Annotated in this window: 10 protein-coding genes; 2 read left to right on the forward strand and 8 right to left on the reverse strand. The window is 71.1% G+C overall.

Annotated elements, in window-relative coordinates:
* Positions 1 to 36: 36 nt before the first annotated feature.
* The 8 genes from addA to ASF27_RS12405 all read right to left on the reverse strand — a co-directional run bounded on the left by addA (position 37) and on the right by ASF27_RS12405 (position 15,293).
* Positions 37 to 3,486 (reverse strand): double-strand break repair helicase AddA, encoded by a 3,450-nt coding sequence (gene addA / locus ASF27_RS12370; RefSeq protein ID WP_056360510.1) that lies wholly within the window; start codon positions 3,484 to 3,486, stop codon positions 37 to 39.
* Positions 3,486 to 6,653 carry a double-strand break repair protein AddB gene (gene addB / locus ASF27_RS12375; protein WP_244481001.1) on the reverse strand — a complete coding sequence of 1,056 codons (3,168 nt, stop codon included), beginning with the start codon at positions 6,651 to 6,653 and terminating at the stop codon, positions 3,486 to 3,488. The genes addA and addB overlap by 1 nt, the downstream gene beginning before the upstream one ends.
* Positions 6,654 to 6,772: 119 nt before the next feature.
* Positions 6,773 to 7,510: a nucleotidyltransferase family protein gene (locus tag ASF27_RS12380; protein ID WP_056267992.1), complete on the reverse strand. Its 738-nt coding sequence runs from the start codon at positions 7,508 to 7,510 to the stop codon at positions 6,773 to 6,775.
* A gap of 68 nt (positions 7,511 to 7,578) precedes the next feature.
* Complete coding sequence (locus tag ASF27_RS12385; RefSeq protein ID WP_056305520.1) at positions 7,579 to 8,004, reverse strand: VOC family protein; 426 nt, start codon at positions 8,002 to 8,004, stop codon at positions 7,579 to 7,581.
* Positions 8,005 to 8,008: 4 nt separating this feature from the next.
* Entirely contained in the window at positions 8,009 to 9,538 is a 1,530-nt protein-coding gene (gene tsaE, locus ASF27_RS12390) for a tRNA (adenosine(37)-N6)-threonylcarbamoyltransferase complex ATPase subunit type 1 TsaE (protein ID WP_056176965.1), read from the reverse strand.
* Between the two features lie 189 nt (positions 9,539 to 9,727).
* Positions 9,728 to 12,223: a PAS domain-containing sensor histidine kinase gene (locus ASF27_RS12395; RefSeq protein ID WP_056267991.1), complete on the reverse strand. Its 2,496-nt coding sequence runs from the start codon at positions 12,221 to 12,223 to the stop codon at positions 9,728 to 9,730.
* Between the two features lie 322 nt (positions 12,224 to 12,545).
* Entirely contained in the window at positions 12,546 to 13,946 is a 1,401-nt protein-coding gene (gene ahcY / locus ASF27_RS12400) for an adenosylhomocysteinase (protein WP_056176521.1), read from the reverse strand.
* 447 nt (positions 13,947 to 14,393) lie between these two features.
* Positions 14,394 to 15,293, reverse strand: coding sequence for a LysR substrate-binding domain-containing protein (locus ASF27_RS12405; RefSeq protein WP_056360513.1), 900 nt, complete (start codon positions 15,291 to 15,293; stop codon positions 14,394 to 14,396).
* A gap of 127 nt (positions 15,294 to 15,420) precedes the next feature.
* Here ASF27_RS12405 and ASF27_RS12410 point away from each other — a divergent pair, with 127 nt between their 5' ends.
* A complete protein-coding gene (locus ASF27_RS12410) occupies positions 15,421 to 16,659 on the forward strand; it encodes an MFS transporter (RefSeq protein WP_056360517.1) in 1,239 nt (412 codons plus the stop codon).
* Positions 16,656 to 17,459 carry an SDR family oxidoreductase gene (locus ASF27_RS12415; RefSeq protein ID WP_347379635.1) on the forward strand — a complete coding sequence of 268 codons (804 nt, stop codon included), beginning with the start codon at positions 16,656 to 16,658 and terminating at the stop codon, positions 17,457 to 17,459. Before ASF27_RS12410 ends, ASF27_RS12415 begins: the two co-directional genes overlap by 4 nt.
* The last annotated feature ends 49 nt before the right edge of the window (positions 17,460 to 17,508 follow it).

The raw sequence follows: 17,508 nt of genomic DNA on the forward strand, positions 1-17,508 counted from the left end.
GTGACGATCGACGGTCGCGTCCAAGCGGCCTCGTCTTCAAGCCGCGATCTTGCCGAGGGCCATGGCCTGTTCATCCGCGGACAGGTGACGCAGGGTCGGTCCCGAAGTCCAGACCAGCATCGGCACAATGCGCCGCCCCGGAAAGATCTGGGCGAGAAGCGCGGCATAGAGGGCGATCTGGCGTGTTTCGGCCTCCGGCAAGGGTGCATCCTCGGCCGGGGCACGACCGGTCTTGAAATCGGCCACCACCACCGCATCGGGACCAATGGCGAGGCGGTCGACCCGGCCGAAGACTGGGCGCTCGACCCCGTGCACCACGACGCGCCCGGACAGGGTCACCTCCGCCCGCGCACCGTGGCCGAAGAGCGGTTCCAGATCGGGATGATCGAAGAGCCGCATCGTGGCGGTGACGATCGCTTTGCGCGTCGCATCGTCGAGGGTCGGCGCACGCGCATGTACGAACCGGGTCGCGGCGGCCCGGCGTTTGCGTGGATCGAGACGCGGCAGATGCTCGATCAGCGAGTGGATGAGTACGCCCCGGCGCCGCGCTTGCGCATCGCCGAGACGCCGTCCAGGCTCACGCCTCGGATCGGCTGCCGCAAGGGCTCCGGACGGGCTCACGGGGGGAGGAGCCTCGGCCTCGTCGGGGACGGGGGTTTCGAGCCAGGAGGGTACGGACTCGGCCTGGGGCCCTACGATCGCGACCGCCGCCGGGGATACAGCGGTGCTGCCTTCGTGCCAGACGGTGACGGGGCCGTAAGGCCGTTCCAGTGTGGTGCCTAGTCCGATATCCGCCTCGACGCCCCGCCGGATCATCTCGCACCAGGGGGTCTCGGTCCCGGAATCATGGCCGCGATAGGGCGCGACGACGAGGCGGTCCGCCGCCCGGGTCATGGCGACGTAGAGCAGGCGGTGGTGCTCCTCGCGGGCCCGGGCCTGGAGGCTGGCCCGGGCCGCGCCGATGGGTTCGCTGTCGTAGGTCTTGGCGCTCGACCACACCGGCGGCAGGCCCCCCCCGAGGGTGAGAAGCGGGGGATCGTTGCGGCCCAGCGGCTCGCTGCCGTCGATGATCACCACCAAGGGTGCTTCCAGGCCCTTGGCGCCGTGAACGGTCATCACCCGGACCTCGTCGCGTCCCGATTCGAGGTCGCGCTTCACGGTGTGTCCGGCCTCTCCCCGCCCCGGCACCGTGGCGTAGCGGGCGAGGAACCCGCCGAGCGACGCCGCCTCGCCGGCCTGCTCCGCCTGGGCGGCGGTCGTAAGGAACACATCGATGGCGTCGCCCGCCTCGCCGCCCAGCCGCGAGACCAGGGCGCGGCGCCCCCCATGGGCACCGAGGATGGCGGCGTAGAAGCCGAACGGGCCTTCGCAGCCGGCCAGGCGAATCCACAGGCGCAAGGCGTCCTGCCCCCGAATCGCCGCGGGGTCGCCGGCGGCGGCATGGCGGGCCAGCGCGTCCTCCAGGGTCTCGGATCCGGCGCGCCGCGCGGCGATCCGCACGAGATCGTCGTCGTCGAAGCCGACCAGAGGTGTCTTGAGGGCGCCCGCCAGCGTCAGGTCGTCGGCGGGCAGCAGTCCGGCGCGGCCCACCGCCACGAGGTCGTTGACGGCGATGTGGGCGGCGATGTCGAGGCGATCCTGGCCGGCCACGGGCACGCCCAGCGCCTTCATGGCGCGGATCACCTCCTCGAAGGCGACGGAGCGCTTGCGCACGAGGATGAGGATGTCGCCGGGACGCCAAACCCGCCCGGTCTCGTCGCCCGCGGTGGTCCATGTCGCGGCCGCCCGCGCAACGCGACGCGCGGTGACCACCGCCGGAGCGCTGGCTTCGGGCGCATCGACGGGCGCGGCCCAGGCATCGGGCTCGACCTCGGGCTGTGGTTCGGCGACCGGCCAGAGTTCCAGGGCGCCGGGCGCGGTGGCCCGTGCCGTCGAGTGGACGGTGCCCACGGCCGCGTCCTCGAAGGACAGCCCGTCATAATGCTCGGGGATCTTGAAGGTGGCGTCGACGGCTCCGAGGACGCCGCGCGTCGAGCGGAACGACAGGGTGAGATGCACGTCCTCGAAGGGTAGGTCGGCCGCCGCCGCCGCCTTGATCCATTCCTTGCGGGTGGTCTCGAACTCACGGGGCTCGGCGCCCTGGAAGCTGTAGATCGACTGTTTGGGATCGCCCACGGCGAAACGCGTCCGCACCACGTCGCGGGCGCCTTCGCCGGCGGCGAACTCGGCGGTGATCCGGCGCAGGATCTCCCACTGAAGCGGATTGGTGTCCTGGGCCTCGTCGACGAGGACGTGATCGACACCGCGATCGAGCTTGTACAGCACCCAGGCGGAATCGACCCGGGCCAGGAGGTCGAGGGTCTTGTGGATCAGGTCGTCGAAATCGAGGGCCCCGAGGCGCGCCTTCTCGGCCTCGACCCGGCGGTGGATCTCGACCGCCAGGGTGAACAGCGCGCGCGTGCGCTCCAGCGCGCGCGCGCTGCGCAGGGCATCGTCGAGGGGGGCGATCCGGTCGCGCTCCTCGATGAGGGCCTGTCGAACCTCCTCCGGCACCGCCTTGGTGCCCAGGCTCCGGTCGGCCTTCGGACTGCCGTCCTTGGTGAAGAACACGGCGCGGTACGCACCGAGCCGCTCGGATCCCTCCGCCGCCTCGGCTTCGAGGAGCTTGTCGGCCAGTCCCTCGTCCGTGGACTTGCCAGTGCGCAGGCGGGCGGCGAAGTCCGTCAGATCGCCGAGGCCGCCCGCGAGAATGCGGGCTTCGACATCCACCACGGTCTCGCCCGCCTTCAGGTCGAGGGCACCGGCGAGCGCCGCGAACGACCGTTCGAGCCCACCGCGTTCGGCGAGCACGCCGCGTGCACGCATGGCGGTACGGAGGGTGCGGCGGAGGGTGTCGCCCGTCGCCTCGGCACTGACGATGGCCCATGCGGCCGAAAGGGCGTGGTCCGCGCGCGCCGAGATCGCCGCGGCGTAGACCGCATCCACAGCGGCCGCGAAGGCCGCATCCGCGTGATCGTCGTCCAAGACCTCGAAGCGGGCCGGTACGTTGGCCTCGAACGGGAACATGTGCAGCAGGCGCTCGCACAGGGCGTGCAGGGTTTCGATCTTGAGGCCGCCCGGCGTCTCCACGGCGCGGGCGAACAGGCGGCGTGCCACCTGCAGCGTCTCGCGCGAGGGTGGCGCGCCGGTGAGCGCCGTCAGCTCACGGGTCAGGGTGGCCGCATCGAGGGTGACCCAGCGGCCGAGCACCCGGAACACCCGGATCGACATGTTGGCGGCCGCCGCCTTGGTGAAGGTGAGGCACAGGATGCGCGCCGGAGGAGCGCCGTCGAGCAGCAGGCGCACCACCCGGTCGGTGAGCACCTTTGTCTTGCCCGCCCCCGCATTGGCCGAGACCCAGGCCGACGCCCGCGGATCGGCGGCACGGCGCTGCGACGCCTGGGTGAGATCGTCGACGACGAAGGATCTTTGCGAATGCGCCGTCATCAGGCTTCCTCCTCCCCACCGAGCGACCATTCGAGCACCCGAGCGAGATGGTCGTAATCGCCGTAGGACTTGGCGAATTTCGGGTAGGGGCGCGAGGTGTAGGCCGCCTCGCCGGTGAGGAAGCGGGCGAGGAGACCGCGCAGGCGGCCCTCGTGCTCGGCCACGATGGCGGCGACCTCGCGGTCCTCGCCCTTCGGGGGCTTCACGGGGAGCGGCTCGAACGGTTTGCGTCCGCCGGACGCGTACACGTAGATGAGGTCCGGCGTGACGGGCGTCCGGGGCAGCCCGTCGAAGGCGCCGTGCATGAGCATGGCCGCCTCCAGGGTGAGCTGGGGCGAGAATCCGGCGAAGACCTCCTTGTTGCTCGGCGGCTGGCCGGTCTTGTAGTCGACGATGCAGGCGGTGCCGTCGCGGCCGAGTTCGATCCGGTCGGCGCGGGCACGCAGGGTGAAGGTCTCGTTGCCCAGCGGAATCAGCCACTTGCCCGAGACCTCGCCGTGCACCCGGGTGAGGCCGCCCCGGCGCGCGGTCTCCCAATCGAGGAACCGCGTCGAGAGCCGCTCGTAGCGCGGCCACCATTCGGCATAGAGCGCCGGATAGGTCTTGGAGATCGTCGCGAACTCATCCTCGGCGATGGCTCCGAGCCGATCACGGGCGATGTCGGGCTCGGGCAAGGCCTCCGGATACGCCTGCGCGAACTTTCCCAAGATCTCGTGGACCAGGGTACCGCGCTCGCTCGCACCGGGCTGCGCCGCCACCGGCTCCAGGGGGTCGAGGCCGAGCACGTGCCGCGCGAAGATGACGTAGGGGTCGCGTACCAGGGTCTCGATCTCGGTGACGCTGAGGGTCCGGGGGAAGAGGGCCGGGTCCGGCCGTGGCTTGGGCTGTCCGAGGCGCGGTACGGGACCGCCGCCGCGGTCGAGGTGGCCGGCGTAGGCCGTGAACCGCCTGCCGCCCGCAACCGCCCGTTCCCAGCCCGCATCCCCGACGAAGGCTGCCAGGCGCTGGAGGAAGCGCGACGGCACCGTCGGCGCGCCCTCGCGTTTGGCCGCCCGGGTGATGACGGCGTCGCGATGGCCCAAAGCCTGGACGAAGTCGTGGGCGCTCTGGCCGATGCGGCGCTCGGGCGGATTGAGGCCGACGCGCTCGCGCATGGGCCGGTTGAGGAAGGCGTCGGTGACGGTCTTCATGGGCCACACGCCTTCGTCGAGGCCACCGAGCACGATGCGGTCGACGCTCATGAGGCGGGCCTCCAGGAGGCCGAGGATGCGCAGGCGTGGGTGTGGACGTCCGTCGCCGCAGGCCACCGGCCGCTCGCCGGCCAGTGCGGTGAAGAACGCCGGATAATCGGTGAAGTGGCCCGGCATGTCGCCGGGCTCCGCCATTCCAAGATCGTCGAACAGGGTGTCCAGGACGTCGAGGGACGCATCATCGAGGGGCTCGGGCGCCCCGTCGGGCGGCTGGGCCAACAGTGCCTCGACGGTGGCACGGTGACAGGCGGCGTAGGCGACGAGGTTGCCGACGCCGTCGTGGTCGGTCGGTAGGAAGCCCGCGAAGGCGGCCTCCAGGCGGGTGAGGATGTCCGACGCCAGGTCCCAGTCCTGATCGACGAGGCGGCGCTTGGCCCGGGGGCGGCGTCCGGTGGCGCTCCGCTGATCGGCGACCGCGCGGTGCAGGCCGGCGAAGCCCGGCGCGGGGGCGGGGCCGCGCAGGGCACCGATTTCCAAGGCGGCGGCGGCCCGCACCACGTCGCCCCGGGGCAGGCCGAGCCGGACGAAGGGATGGGCCAGGAGGGTGATGATCCGGCGCGGGCATAGATCGGCGGCGCACTCGGCGGCGAGGCGCGCGAGGCGCCCGGCCCGGCTGCACGACAGGGCTTCGCCGGCGGAATCCTCGGCGACGATGCCCCAGCGGGCGAGCTCGGCCGCGACCCGGACGGCGAGGTTCCGATCGGGCGTGACGAGGGCGGCGGTGGCGCCGGGTGTCTCCAGGGTTTCCCGCAGGGCGATGGCGATGCTCAGGGCCTCCTCGCGCTCGTCGTTGGTCTCGATCACGACGAGGCCCGCCATGCCGGCCTCGCCCAGCGCCAGGCGTGCGTCCGCGTCGAGGTCGGCCCACGCCTCCGTGGTCTCGGCCGGGCGCAGGGCCTGCGAGAGGAGCGCCGCGCGGGCGCGCGCCGCCGTGCCGGGCTCGCCCAGGACCACGACCGCAGTGCGGGGCATGTCGAGGCCGGTGGGACCGAGGAGCCGATGCAGGATCGCTTGCGGATGGCCGTGGGCGATGGTCTTCGAGAACCCCGCGCCGGTCTCGATGGCGTCCCACCCGGCCGCGTCGAGGTCGGTGTCGAGGCCCGGCAGCACCACGGCGCCTCGAGGCAGGCCGGCCACCGCCGCGATGAGCCGGGTGGTCGCCGGGACCGAGCCGGTGGACCCGGCGATGATCACCGGGTCGGACGGGCGGTCGCGGCGCAGGCGATCGGCCTCGGCGACGACGAGCCTGCGCGAACGCGCCACCGGGTCGCTCATGTGCCGATCGGCCAGGATCTTCGGCCAGTGCTCGGCGGCGATCTTCACGAAATTCAGGGTCAGGCCGAAATAGCGCGAGTACTCGACCTCGACGGCGCCGGCGATCTCCTCCCAGGGCAGCCCCTCGACGGTGAGCGCATCCATCAACCGTTCGAGATCGGCCGCAAGCGCCACGGCGTCGGAGGGCGAGGACGGCACCAGGAAGGGCACGTCGTCGTCCATGGGCAGGAGGGTGCGATCCACGGCCTCCGCCCATTGCTGAACGAGGCGGGCGAGGATCAGCCTGCGCTCCAGGGCCGGCATGGCGGGCGCGAGCACATCCGGTCCATTCTCGAGGAGCGGCGTTGTGGCGAGATCGAGTTCGGCCTCGTCGGCCTCTCCGAGCGGGATCAACCGGGGCAGGAGGGCGGCCTGCCCCAGGCGCTGGGCCAGAAGCGCCGAGAGTGCCTTCGTCGCCCGGCGCGTCGGCAGGTAGAGAGTCACGGCGGCGAGCGCGAAGGGGTCGTCGCCGAGATCGCCCACCAGCCGCCCCGACAGCAGGGCGTCGGCAAGCGTCGGCAGGAACGGCGCACCGGGCGGAATCGTGAAGACGTGGGACGGCGCGGCCGATTCGTCGTCGTGCACGGGGGTCAGGTCATTCACCGTCGATCTTCACGCCGCGGGCTCGTTCGCTCCGCGTTCCAACCGGTTGGAACGCTCAGCAAACCGTCGGTCACCATAGACCCGGGGCCGGCCCTTGCAATGCGGCGGCGTGAAGCCCGCTACGGCACCGGCGCGCTGGCCTTCACCCGGGCTTCGGCCGCGACGATGGCCTCGGGTGTGCCGACATGGAGCCATTGGCCATCGAGGCGCAGACCGTAGAGGCGGCCGGCCGCGATGGCGCGATCGAACAGGAGGTTGAGGGAGAAGGCGCCGTCGGGCGTGTCCGCGAACAAGCCGGGCTTCAGGATCGCGACGCCGGCATAGATGAAGGGCGCAACCTCGCGCTCGGCCCGCCGCTCGAGGCGACCGCCCGAACCCATGGCGAAATCGCCCGCCCCCTCGTAGCCGAGGCTGGTGGCCGTGGGGGCGACGAGGAGAAGGATGTCCATGGTCTGCGGCGACCACGCGGCGACAAGGCGACCGAGGTTCGAGTCAGGCCCTTCGAGCCAGAATGAATCCGCGTTGAAGACCACGAACGGATCGCCGCCGAGCAGCGGCAGGGCCTTCTTCACGCCGCCGCCTGTTTCCAGCAACCGGTCGCGCTCGTCGGAGACGACGATCTCGGGCGCGGTCCGGCGCTTGCCGACATGCCCCTCGATGAGGTCGGCGAGGTAGTGGACGTTGACCACGGCCTGGGTGATCCCGCCTTCCGCCGCGCGGTCGAGGGCATGGTCGAGGAGGGCGCGCCCGGCCACTTCGACGAGGGGTTTGGGCACCGTCGCGGTGATCGGGCGCATGCGCTTGCCGAGGCCTGCGGCCAGGACGAAGGCGCGGGTGATGGGAGGCGTTTCGGACATTCCAGCGGGGTCTCGCATGGCGCGTCTGGGCGCGGGAGGAATCGATGAGGACGATCCGGTCCCCCGGGTCAAGGTGGCAGTCGGACCGTGCCGTCGGCCAGGGGAAGCAGGCCGGGGTTCCAGGCCACCTCCCAGAGCGCCCCGTCGGGATCGGCGAAATAGCCCGAATAGCCGCCCCAGAACGTGTCCTGAGCCGGCTTCACCAACCTGGCGCCGGCACGCACGGCATGCGCCAGCACCGCGTCGACGTCGTCCCGACTCGCGGTGTTGTGGGCGAGCGCAAAGCCACGAAAGCCGCTGCCGTCCGGCGGTACGCCGGCATCCTCGGCCAGGGCCGCGCGGGGGTAGAGGGACAGGACGAGGCCGCCGAGCTGGAAGAAGGCGACGCCCTCCGACGCGTAGGCCGAGCGCGTCCAGCCCAACGCTTCGTAGAAGTTCACCGCGCGGGCGAGATCCGCGACGCCGAGGGTAACGAGGGTGAGACGCGGATCCATCGGCTCAGGCCTCCTCGGGCGCCGGCTCCGGTGCGGCCTTCGGTACGAGATCGGGCAGGTGCTCGATGTGCCAGAGGCGCAAGCGGGTCAGGGCCGGGTGGGCGAGGTTGCGGGTAAGGTAGCCTTCGATCCGCGGCAGGTGGGCGAGATAGCCCGGCTTGCCGTCGCGGCGGTCGAGGCGGGCGAAGATGCCGAGGATCTTGGTGGCGCGCTGCGCCGCCAGCACCGCGTAGGCGCGGGCGAAGCCCTGCATATCGAAGTCCGGCTCGCGATTGCGGCGCTCGCGGACGTAGAGGCCGAGCAGGCGCAGTTCGAACTCGGCGGTGGCGTCGACCCGAGCGTCCTGGAGCAGGGAGGCGAGATCGTAGGCCGGGTGACCGAGCACGGCATCCTGGAAATCGATGAGGCCGATGCGCTCCAGACCTTCACGCTGGGGCAGCCAGATCAGATTCGGGGAGTGATAATCACGCAGGGTCCAGGTCGGCCGCTCAGGGATGACGCTGCCCAGGACCTCCGCCCAGAGCGCGACGAATTCCGAGCGGGCCGGGCCGGGCAGGTCCGCGCCCCGGATCGCCGGGCAGTACCAGTCGGGCAGCAATTCGGTCTCGAACACCAGGGCTTCGAGGTCGTAGGGCGGCAGGACGTGGTCGATCCCGTCCGCCACCGGCAGCACGCCGGGCAGTTCCGTGGCATGGAGTTTGGCAAGGAGCCGGACGGCTTCGGCGTAGCGCTCGGGGCGTGGGCCGCTCGCATCCGTGACCGGCTCGGAGCCGAGATCCTCGATGATGAGGAGGCCCTCAGCGAGATCCTCGCCGTAGATGCGCGGGGCCGAAAAACCGAGGGCCCGCAATCCGCGATCGACGCCCACGAATGCGTGGACGCTCTCGGCGAGCTTGACGATGGCGCTGTAGGGTTTGCCGTTGCGCACGGGGGGGCCGTCGCTGCGAGGCGGCGACACCATCAGCACCGCGCGGCTCCCGTCGGGCTTCATCAGCCGCTCGTAGGCGCGCGACGAGGCATCTCCCTGCATCGGGGTGCGCACGGCCTCGTCCCAGCCGCTGCGCACGAGCAGGATGCGCAGGGCCCGCGCCCGCTTCAGCCGGGCGGCCATGCCGCCTGAGCCGTCGATCCGGGCAAAGCGCGCGCCGTCGCCGAACTCGGCCCGCAGGGAGAGATCCACGGTGAGGATCGGTCCCTCACGGTGGCCGAGGCGCTCGGGCCATTCCACCAGGGTGATGGCCGTCTCGGTCATCTCGTCGAAGCCGAGTTCGACGAGTTCGTCGGGGCTGCGCAGGCGGTAGAGGTCGGCATGGACGATCTGGCGTCCGCCCGCAGCCTCGTAGGGCTGGATCAGGGTGAAGGTCGGGCTCGGCACGTCGAGGTCGGGCGTACCGGCGAGCTCGCGAATGAGGGCGCGTGCCAGGGTGGTCTTGCCGCCCCCGAGCCCCCCGGACAGGGCGACGAGGTCGCCGGGCTCCAGCAGTTCGGCCAGGAAGCGGCCGAGATCCTCGGTGGCGCCCTCGTCGGGAAGCATGATCTCCCAGGCCGATCTCGCCTCACGCTGAAGCGTGTCCGCACCGTCCTCGTTCAACACCCAACTCCTACCGTGGCCGCGATCCGTCGCGGGGCCGCACGACGTCCAACATCATAGACGCGCATCCTTAACCAAAACCCCGGGACGGCCGAAGGGTCCCGTGGAAGGCTTACGAATCGGATGTGCCCGCTACTCGGCGGCCGCCCGGCGGGTCGTGCCGGTGGCGATCGGGAAGGTACAGGTGACGCGGGTGCCGACGCCCGGGGCGGATTCGAGGGCGACGCGTCCGCCGTGCAGCTCCACGAACGAGCGCACGATGGACAGTCCGAGGCCGACGCCGCGGTGACGCGTCCCCAGGGTGTTGCTCTCGAACCGGTCGAACACCCGGGCGGCGACCTCCTCGGGGATCCCCGGACCGTGATCGACGACGGCCAGGGTCAGCTCGGTGGCGCTGCGGCGGACCTCGACGCGGACGGGCTGGCCCGGCGCGGAGAAACCGACCGCGTTGGACAGCAGGTTGAACAGGATCTGGCGCACGCGCTTGCCGTCGGCGACGAAGCTGCCGATGTCCTCGGGTACGTCGAGGTCGAGGACGATGGCGGCCTCGGCGAGGCGATCCTCGAGACCGCGCACGGCCGCCTCGACGGTGGCGCGGACATCGACCACCTCGCGCGACAACTCCAGGGAGCCGGCATCGATGGAGGCGAGATCGAGGATGTCGTTGATCATCACCAGAAGCGCGCCCGAGGAGCGCATGATGTGGCCGGAATACTCGCGCTGGCGCTCGTTGAGGGCGCCCACCGTCTCGTCGCCGAGAAGCTGGGTGAAGCCGATGATGTTGGTGAGCGGGGAGCGCAGCTCGTAGGAGACGTGGTTCACGAAGGTGTCGCGCAGTTGCGAGGTGCGCTCCAGGGCGTCGTTCTTGTCGGTCAACGCCCGCTCGACGTTCACGCTCGCGGTGACGTCGATGAGGGTGAGCAGGGTGGCGCCCTCGGGCAGGGGCTGGGCGGCGCAATCGAGGACGGTGCCGTCCACCACTTCCAGGCGACAGGTCAGGCCGGAGCGGCTCTCCAGGCCCGTGATGGCACCGCGGATGTCGAGCCAGGGCTCCTCGTCGGGCGAGAGGGCGCGGCAGGCCTCGATCACCGCATCGACGCGGGGGCGCTCGGACAGGGTCGCGGCGTCGAGGCGCCACAGGGTGGCGAAGGCGCGGTTGGCGAAGGTGAGGCGGCCGTCGGCGCCGAACACCGCCACGGGCTCCTTCAGGGTGTCGAGGGTCTCGGCCTGGACCCGCATGAGCGCGTTGTAGCGCGATTCGAGCTTCATGTTCTCCGAGACGTCGTCGAACAGGTAGGTCAGGCCGCCCTGCGGATTGGGATCGGCGACAACGCGCAGGGACCGGCCGTCGGGCAGGTACCACCACGCCTCGCTGGCCTCCACGGCGCGGTAGGCGGCGAGCACGTCGGCCTTCCACGACTTGAAATCGGCCTGCTCGGGCAGTTTTCGCGACGCGCGCAGGCGGTCGAGGATCTCGCCGTCGAGGGGCCGGGCCTCGAGGAAGGCCTGGTCGAGGTCCCAGAGCTGGCGGTAGGCGGCGTTGTGGAAGATCAGGCGCTGGCGGGCGTCGAACATCGCCACCGCCGTGGGCAGCTGGTCGAGGGTGCGGACGTTGGCGTCCATCTGGCGCTGGAGGTCGGCGCGCACGCTCTCCAGTTCGGACACGTCGACGGCGATGCCGACGCGCCCGGCCTCCACCGCGCTCTCCGTCACGTCGAGGATGCGCAGGCCGCCGGCGACCACGGCGGAGAGGCGCAGGGCGGGGCGGGCGCCGGTGGGGGTCCGGGCTCCGTCGTCGCGGGCGATGAGGTCGCGGGCCTGCCGGTCGAGGAGTTCGAGGCCGAGCGCCGCCTCGCGGCTGTCCGCTTCCACGGCCGCCACGTAGGCGGTGTTGACCCAGGCCAGCGCCCCGTCGCGGTTGCGCCGCCACAGGGGCTGGGGAATCGCGTCGAGGAGGCCGCCCAGCGCCGAGAGGCCGCGCCGCGCCTCCTCGAGGGTGAGGCGCAAGTCTATAAGTTCACGGCGTTCTTCCGTGGTCTCGCGCAACCGCAGGAGGGCGCGGCCGGCGAGCGCCTGACCCTGCGCCTCGACGAAGCGGCCGTCCTGGGTGCGCAGGCTGAGGCGAAAGCCGGTGCCGCGGGCGCGCAGGCCCTCGATGGCGGCGGCGAGGTCGCGGGCGTCGGAGGGCTGGAGCCAGGTGCCGAACTGGAGCAGGTACGCCGGATCGTCGGCCGCGACGCGCCGTCCGTCGAGGGCGAGGCCGGTGTCGCCCTCGACGAGTCCGGGGCCGCGCCCGGTCCAGGTGACGATGACCTGACGCTCGGAATTCAGCAGCATTTCGGCGCGATCGTGGGCGCCGCGAAGGTGGGTGAGTTCGTGGGTGAGCTCGGCCTCCCGGGCGCTCCAGCGGGCGCGCTCGCGCATGTGGAGCAGGGCGAGGATGGTGGAGAACACCGTCAGCCCGATGAGGATCGCGAGGCCGGCGGCGTTGTGGGTATGCGGTCCGAGGCCGCTCGTCCAGGCGGACGGGTCCGTTCCGGGACCGGCGGCCTGCGCCGTTCCACCGGCGGTTGCGACGACGACAGCACCGGCGCACACCACGGCGCGCGCCGTTCGATCGACCCTCATGATCCGGTCCGCCCCCAAGAATCCCTGACGCGCCGCGCATCGCGACCGCTTCCCCGCCGGCCCCGGAGGGCGTCGGCGGATCACCCCACCTGAGGAATCGACCCCACACTAGCGCGAGGCGGAATCCTCCCGGAAGAGGGTTAAGCCGGACTTATCCGGTTTCGGGCACGCGGGCCGCCGAGGCCGCAGAAAAGTCACAGTACGGTCAAGCTCGGGCGGCCGGGCGCGGAGGGGCGGGCATGAAAAAAGCCCGGCGGAAAGCCGGGCTTTTTCACGAAACCGCGAGGGATGGGGGCGCCCCCGCACGGGGGCGCCGTCCGACTCAGTAGCGGTAGTGGTCGGGCTTGAACGGGCCGGTCTCGGCGACGCCAATATAGGCGGCCTGCTCGGGGCTGAGCTTCGAGAGCTTCACGCCGATCTTCTCGAGGTGGAGGAGCGCCACCTTCTCGTCGAGGGCTTTCGGCAGGGTGTAGACCTGCTTGTCGTACTTGCCCGGGTTGGTCCAGAGCTCGATCTGGGCGAGCGTCTGGTTGGTGAACGAGGCCGACATCACGAAGGACGGGTGGCCGGTGGCGTTGCCGAGGTTCACCAGGCGGCCCTCCGACAGGAGGATGATGCGGTGGCCGTCCGCGAAGGTGATCTCGTCCACCTGCGGCTTGATGTTGGACCACTTGAGGTTCTTGAGACCCGCGACCTGGATCTCGTTGTCGAAGTGGCCGATGTTGCAGACGATGGCCCGGTCCTTCATCGCCCGCATGTGGTCGAGGGTGATGATGTCCTTGTTGCCCGTCGCCGTCACGAAGATGTCGGCGCGGGGCGCGGCGTCTTCCATGGTGACGACCTCGTAGCCTTCCATGGCGGCCTGGAGGGCGCAGATCGGATCGACCTCCGACACCAGCACGCGACAGCCGGCGTGACGGAGCGACGAGGCCGAGCCCTTGCCGACGTCGCCGAAGCCCGCGACCATGGCGACCTTGCCGGCCATCATCACGTCGGTGCCGCGGCGGATGCCGTCCACCAGCGACTCGCGGCAGCCGTAGAGGTTGTCGAACTTCGACTTGGTGACGGCGTCGTTCACGTTGATGGCCGGGAAGAGCAGCTTGCCCTCCTTGGCGAGGTTGTAGAGGCGGTGCACGCCCGTGGTGGTCTCTTCCGAGACGCCCTTGATCGAATCGGCGAGGCCGGCGAACCAGCCCTTGGGCTTCTCGGCGAGCTTCTTCTTTAGCAGGGCGAAGAAGATCTCTTCCTCTTCCGATTCGGGCTTGTCGAGGAAGGCGGTGTCGCCGTTCTCGGCGCGCAGGCCGAGGTGCACGAACATGGTGGCGTCGCCGCCGTCGTCGAGGATCATGTTCGGCATGCCGCCGCCGTGCCAGTCGAACAGCTTCGACGTGTAGTCCCAGTACTCCTCCAGGGTCTCGCCCTTGATGGCGAAGACCGGGATGCCGGCGGCCGCGATGGCGGCGGCGGCGTGGTCCTGGGTCGAGTAGATGTTGCACGAGACCCAGCGGATGTCGGCGCCGAGCGCCGCCAGGGTCTCGATGAGCACGGCCGTCTGGATCGTCATATGGAGCGAGCCGGCGATCTTGGCGCCCTTCAGGGGCTGGCTCGCGCCGTACTCCTCGCGCGTCGCCATGAGGCCGGGCATCTCGGTCTCGGCGATGGAGATCTCCTTGCGACCGTACTCGGCCAGCGCGATGTCCTTGACGATGTAATCCTGGGCCATGGGGGTTCCGTCTCTCTGCTGCGTGTTGGCGGGGGCTATAGCAGGGGACGGGATGCGAGGCAATCAAGACATAAAGATGTCTTTATGCGAGGCATTCCAAGGTGGCGGTGTCGGGGCCGCGCGTGGTCGGCGCGCCGCATCCCCTTCCGCCCGGGCTGCGCCCGCCGATCCGGCGCGGGCCAGCACCGCTCCACCCGGCGATCGGTCTGTGCCGTCTTTCAGGGACGCCGACGCCAGCTTCGGGACGGGCCTGTCCGTCCGCTCCACGACCAATTCGGGCGGATTCTTGTCGGTCCGCTCTCGAGAGGCTGTGTCGCAGGAACGGGCGTTCGCTCAGGGAACGCGAGGGGGCTACTTCACGCACCGATCGGTTAGTGTGCCGAACGCAGATGCCCTTTTTGCAAGGAGATGAAGCCGTCTCCGGCTCGGCCCGATGGTTGTCCGATCTCATTGCGCGCCCGTGGCGACGAGCCAGTCGACGAATGCCGTGAGGGTCGACGTCTTGTCCGCGTCGTTCGGGACGAGGGCCACGTAGCCGGGGCGCGGGACGACGATCTCCGGGAACGGGGCGACGAGCCGTCCGGTCGCCAGGTCGCCGGACAGGACGGGCAGGGGCCCGAGGCCGTAGCCGAGCCCGTCCGCCGTCGCCTGCAGGGCGACGAAATAATGGTCGAACGTCCGGCGGCTGCCCGTATCGGGGGAGAGGCCGGCGGCGGCGAGCCAGTCGCTCCAGTCACCCGGACGCGTCTCGCTCGTCAGCAGCGTGGCGCCTTCGAGGTCGTGCGGTGTGCGCAGGGGGCGGGCCGCGAGCAGGGTGGGGCTCGCCACCAGGGTGTTGGCCTCCCGCAGGAAGGGGACAGCACGGTAGGCGCCCCAGGGATGGTGCGCTCCCGTTCCGAGGCGCGGCTCGCGCCGGACCGCGAGGTCGAAGCCGCCGCGCAGGGCGTTGTGCAGGGTCGTGGTCGTCGTGACGACCACCTCCGCCTCCGGCCGCGCCGCGTGGAAGCCGTCCAGGCGCGGGATCAGCCAACGCATGGCGAAGGTCGTGGGCGTGTTCACCCGCAGGGTCCGCGGCGCGAGGGGCCGGCCGCAGATCTCGGCCGCCGCGTCGAGCCTGTCGAAGGTGAGGCTGACCGCTTCCGCGAAGGCCCGGGCCGCGGGCGTCGGGACGCTTCTGCGCCCGACCCGCACGAACAGACGCTGGCCGAACCACGCCTCGAGCACGGCGACCTGACGGCTGACGGCCCCGTGGGTCAGCCCGAGTTCGGCCGCCGCGGCGGCGTGGCTGCCGGCCCGGGCGGCGACCTCGAAGACGCGCAGCGCATGGAGGGGTGGAAGACGGCGCATCGGACCTCCGGGCTCGCATCCGTGAGCTTAGCGCACGGGTCGCGTGAGTCGAACGGTCCTCATCGCCGGATCCTCACGGGTGTAGCCGTTACGGCGTCGGCGGCGGGTGGCTGTGGAAGGATGAGCGATGACGACGACCACGGCGGAACCGGACGGGCGGGCCACGGGCGCGACGGATGGGGCGGGCGACACCCGCGCGCCCCGGCGGACGCGCACCCTCGCGACGATCGGCGTCAATCACGCCCTGCACGACGGCTACACGGACCTGATCTACGTGCTGCTGCCGGTCTGGCAGGTGGAGTTCGGCCTCGGCTACGTCGCCCTTGCGCTGGTGCGCTCGCTCTATGTCGGCGCGCTGGCCGGCCTGCAGATGCCCGCCACGGCCCTGGCCCGGACGCTCGGGGCGCGCGCGGTTCTGGTTCTCGGCACGTTGCTGGGTGCGGGCGGCTACGCGCTGGCCGGCGCCTCGGGCGGTGTCACCGGCCTCTGCGTCGCCCTGGCGCTCTCCGGCGCGGGCAGCAGCACCCAGCATCCCCTCGCCTCGGCGGTGATCGCCCGGACCTATGGGACGGGGGCGAGGGGGCCGCTCGGCACCTACAACTTCGCCGGCGATCTCGGAAAGGCGGCGCTGCCCGCACTCGCCGGGCTTCTCCTCACCCACCTCGACTGGCGCCTCGTGCTCTGGCTCGCCGCCGGCCTCGGGGTCGTCGTCGCATTCGGGGTCGCCACCCTGCTGCCCCGCGAGCCCGTCCCGCGCGAGGAAGCGCCGGCGCGCCCGCACGCGGCCGTGCCCGGCGCCGGCTCGACGGACCGGACCGGCTTCGGGCTCCTCGTCGCCGTCGGCATGCTCGACAATGCCGCCCGCCCGGCTTTTCTCCTCTACCTGCCGTTCCTGCTGCAGGAGAAGGGGGCGGTCCTGGCGACGGTGGGCGTCGCGTTCGGCCTCGCGGCCGTCGGCGGTGCGCTGGGCAAGGCGATCTTCGGCCGGCTCGGGGAGCGCTTCGGGGTGACGCGCTGCGTGATCCTCTCCGAGGCGGGCACGGCGGTGGCGATCCTGCTGGTCGTCGCGCTCCCGCTCGCCCCAACCCTCGCGGTGCTGCCCCTCCTCGGCCTGATGCTGAACGGAACGTCCTCCGTGCTCTACGGCACCGTGCCGGAACTCGCGCCGCACGGTCGCGTCGAGCGCGCCTTCGCGGTCTTCTATACTTGGACGCTCGGCGGCAGCGCGGTCGCGACGCCCCTGCTCTACGGCCCGCTGGGCGATGCGGTCGGACCGCGCTGGGCCGCCGTCGCGGCCGCGGCCACGGCCTTCGCCGTCGTCCCGATCATGCTCGTTCTGTCGCCGCACCTCGCGCGGAAACCATGAACTCCGTTCAAAATCCCGATGCCACCGATGGCGACCGCTCGGATGCCTCTGACGCACCTGACGCCGCACGAACTGCACCCGTGATGCCGATCACCGGCGGCCGCCGTGGCATCGGGACCGCGACCGTGCGTCTTGCGGCACGGCGCGGCTACGACGTCGCCTTCAGCTACCTGTCGAACGACGCGGCGGCTGAGGACCTGAGCGCTGCGATCGAGATGGAGCGTCGAGGCGCGATCGCCGTACGAGCCGACAGCGCCGATCCCGCCGAGGTCTCGCGGATGTTCGACCGCGTCGACCGCCGGTTCGGTGGGCTCGATGTCCTCGTCGACAATTCCGCCATGATCGCACGACCATCTCGCTTCGAAGACCTGGACCATGAGCGCCTGCGGCGCGTCTTCTCAGTGAATGCAATCGGCCCGATCCTCTGCGCGCAGCAAGCCGTGAAGCGCATGTCGCATCGCCATGGCGGGCGTGGGGGCGCGGTGGTCAATGTCTCCTCGGCCTCCGCTCGCCTCGGCAGTCCCAGCGAGTCCGTGGACTACGCGTCCTCAAAGGGCGCAGTCGAGACCATGGCGATCGTCTTCGCAAAGGAGGTCGCGCGCGATGGCATTCGGAGGAACTGCGTGGGGCCCGGCCACATCTACACCAAGATGCACGCGAGCGGCGGCGAAGCCGGGCGCGTGGATCGCGTGAAGGACAGCATTCCAATGGGAGGGGGTGGCGAGCCCGAGGAGGTCGCGCGAGCGATCCTCTGGCTGGCCCAGAGGCCTCGTTCGTCACCGGTACCTTCCTCGACGTGACGGGCGGCAAGTAAGCGCGACCGCTTGTGGAGCGCCGCGATCCATGGCG

Source organism: Methylobacterium sp. Leaf102 (genome assembly GCF_001422425.1).
In the GTDB taxonomy this organism is placed as follows: domain Bacteria; phylum Pseudomonadota; class Alphaproteobacteria; order Rhizobiales; family Beijerinckiaceae; genus Methylobacterium.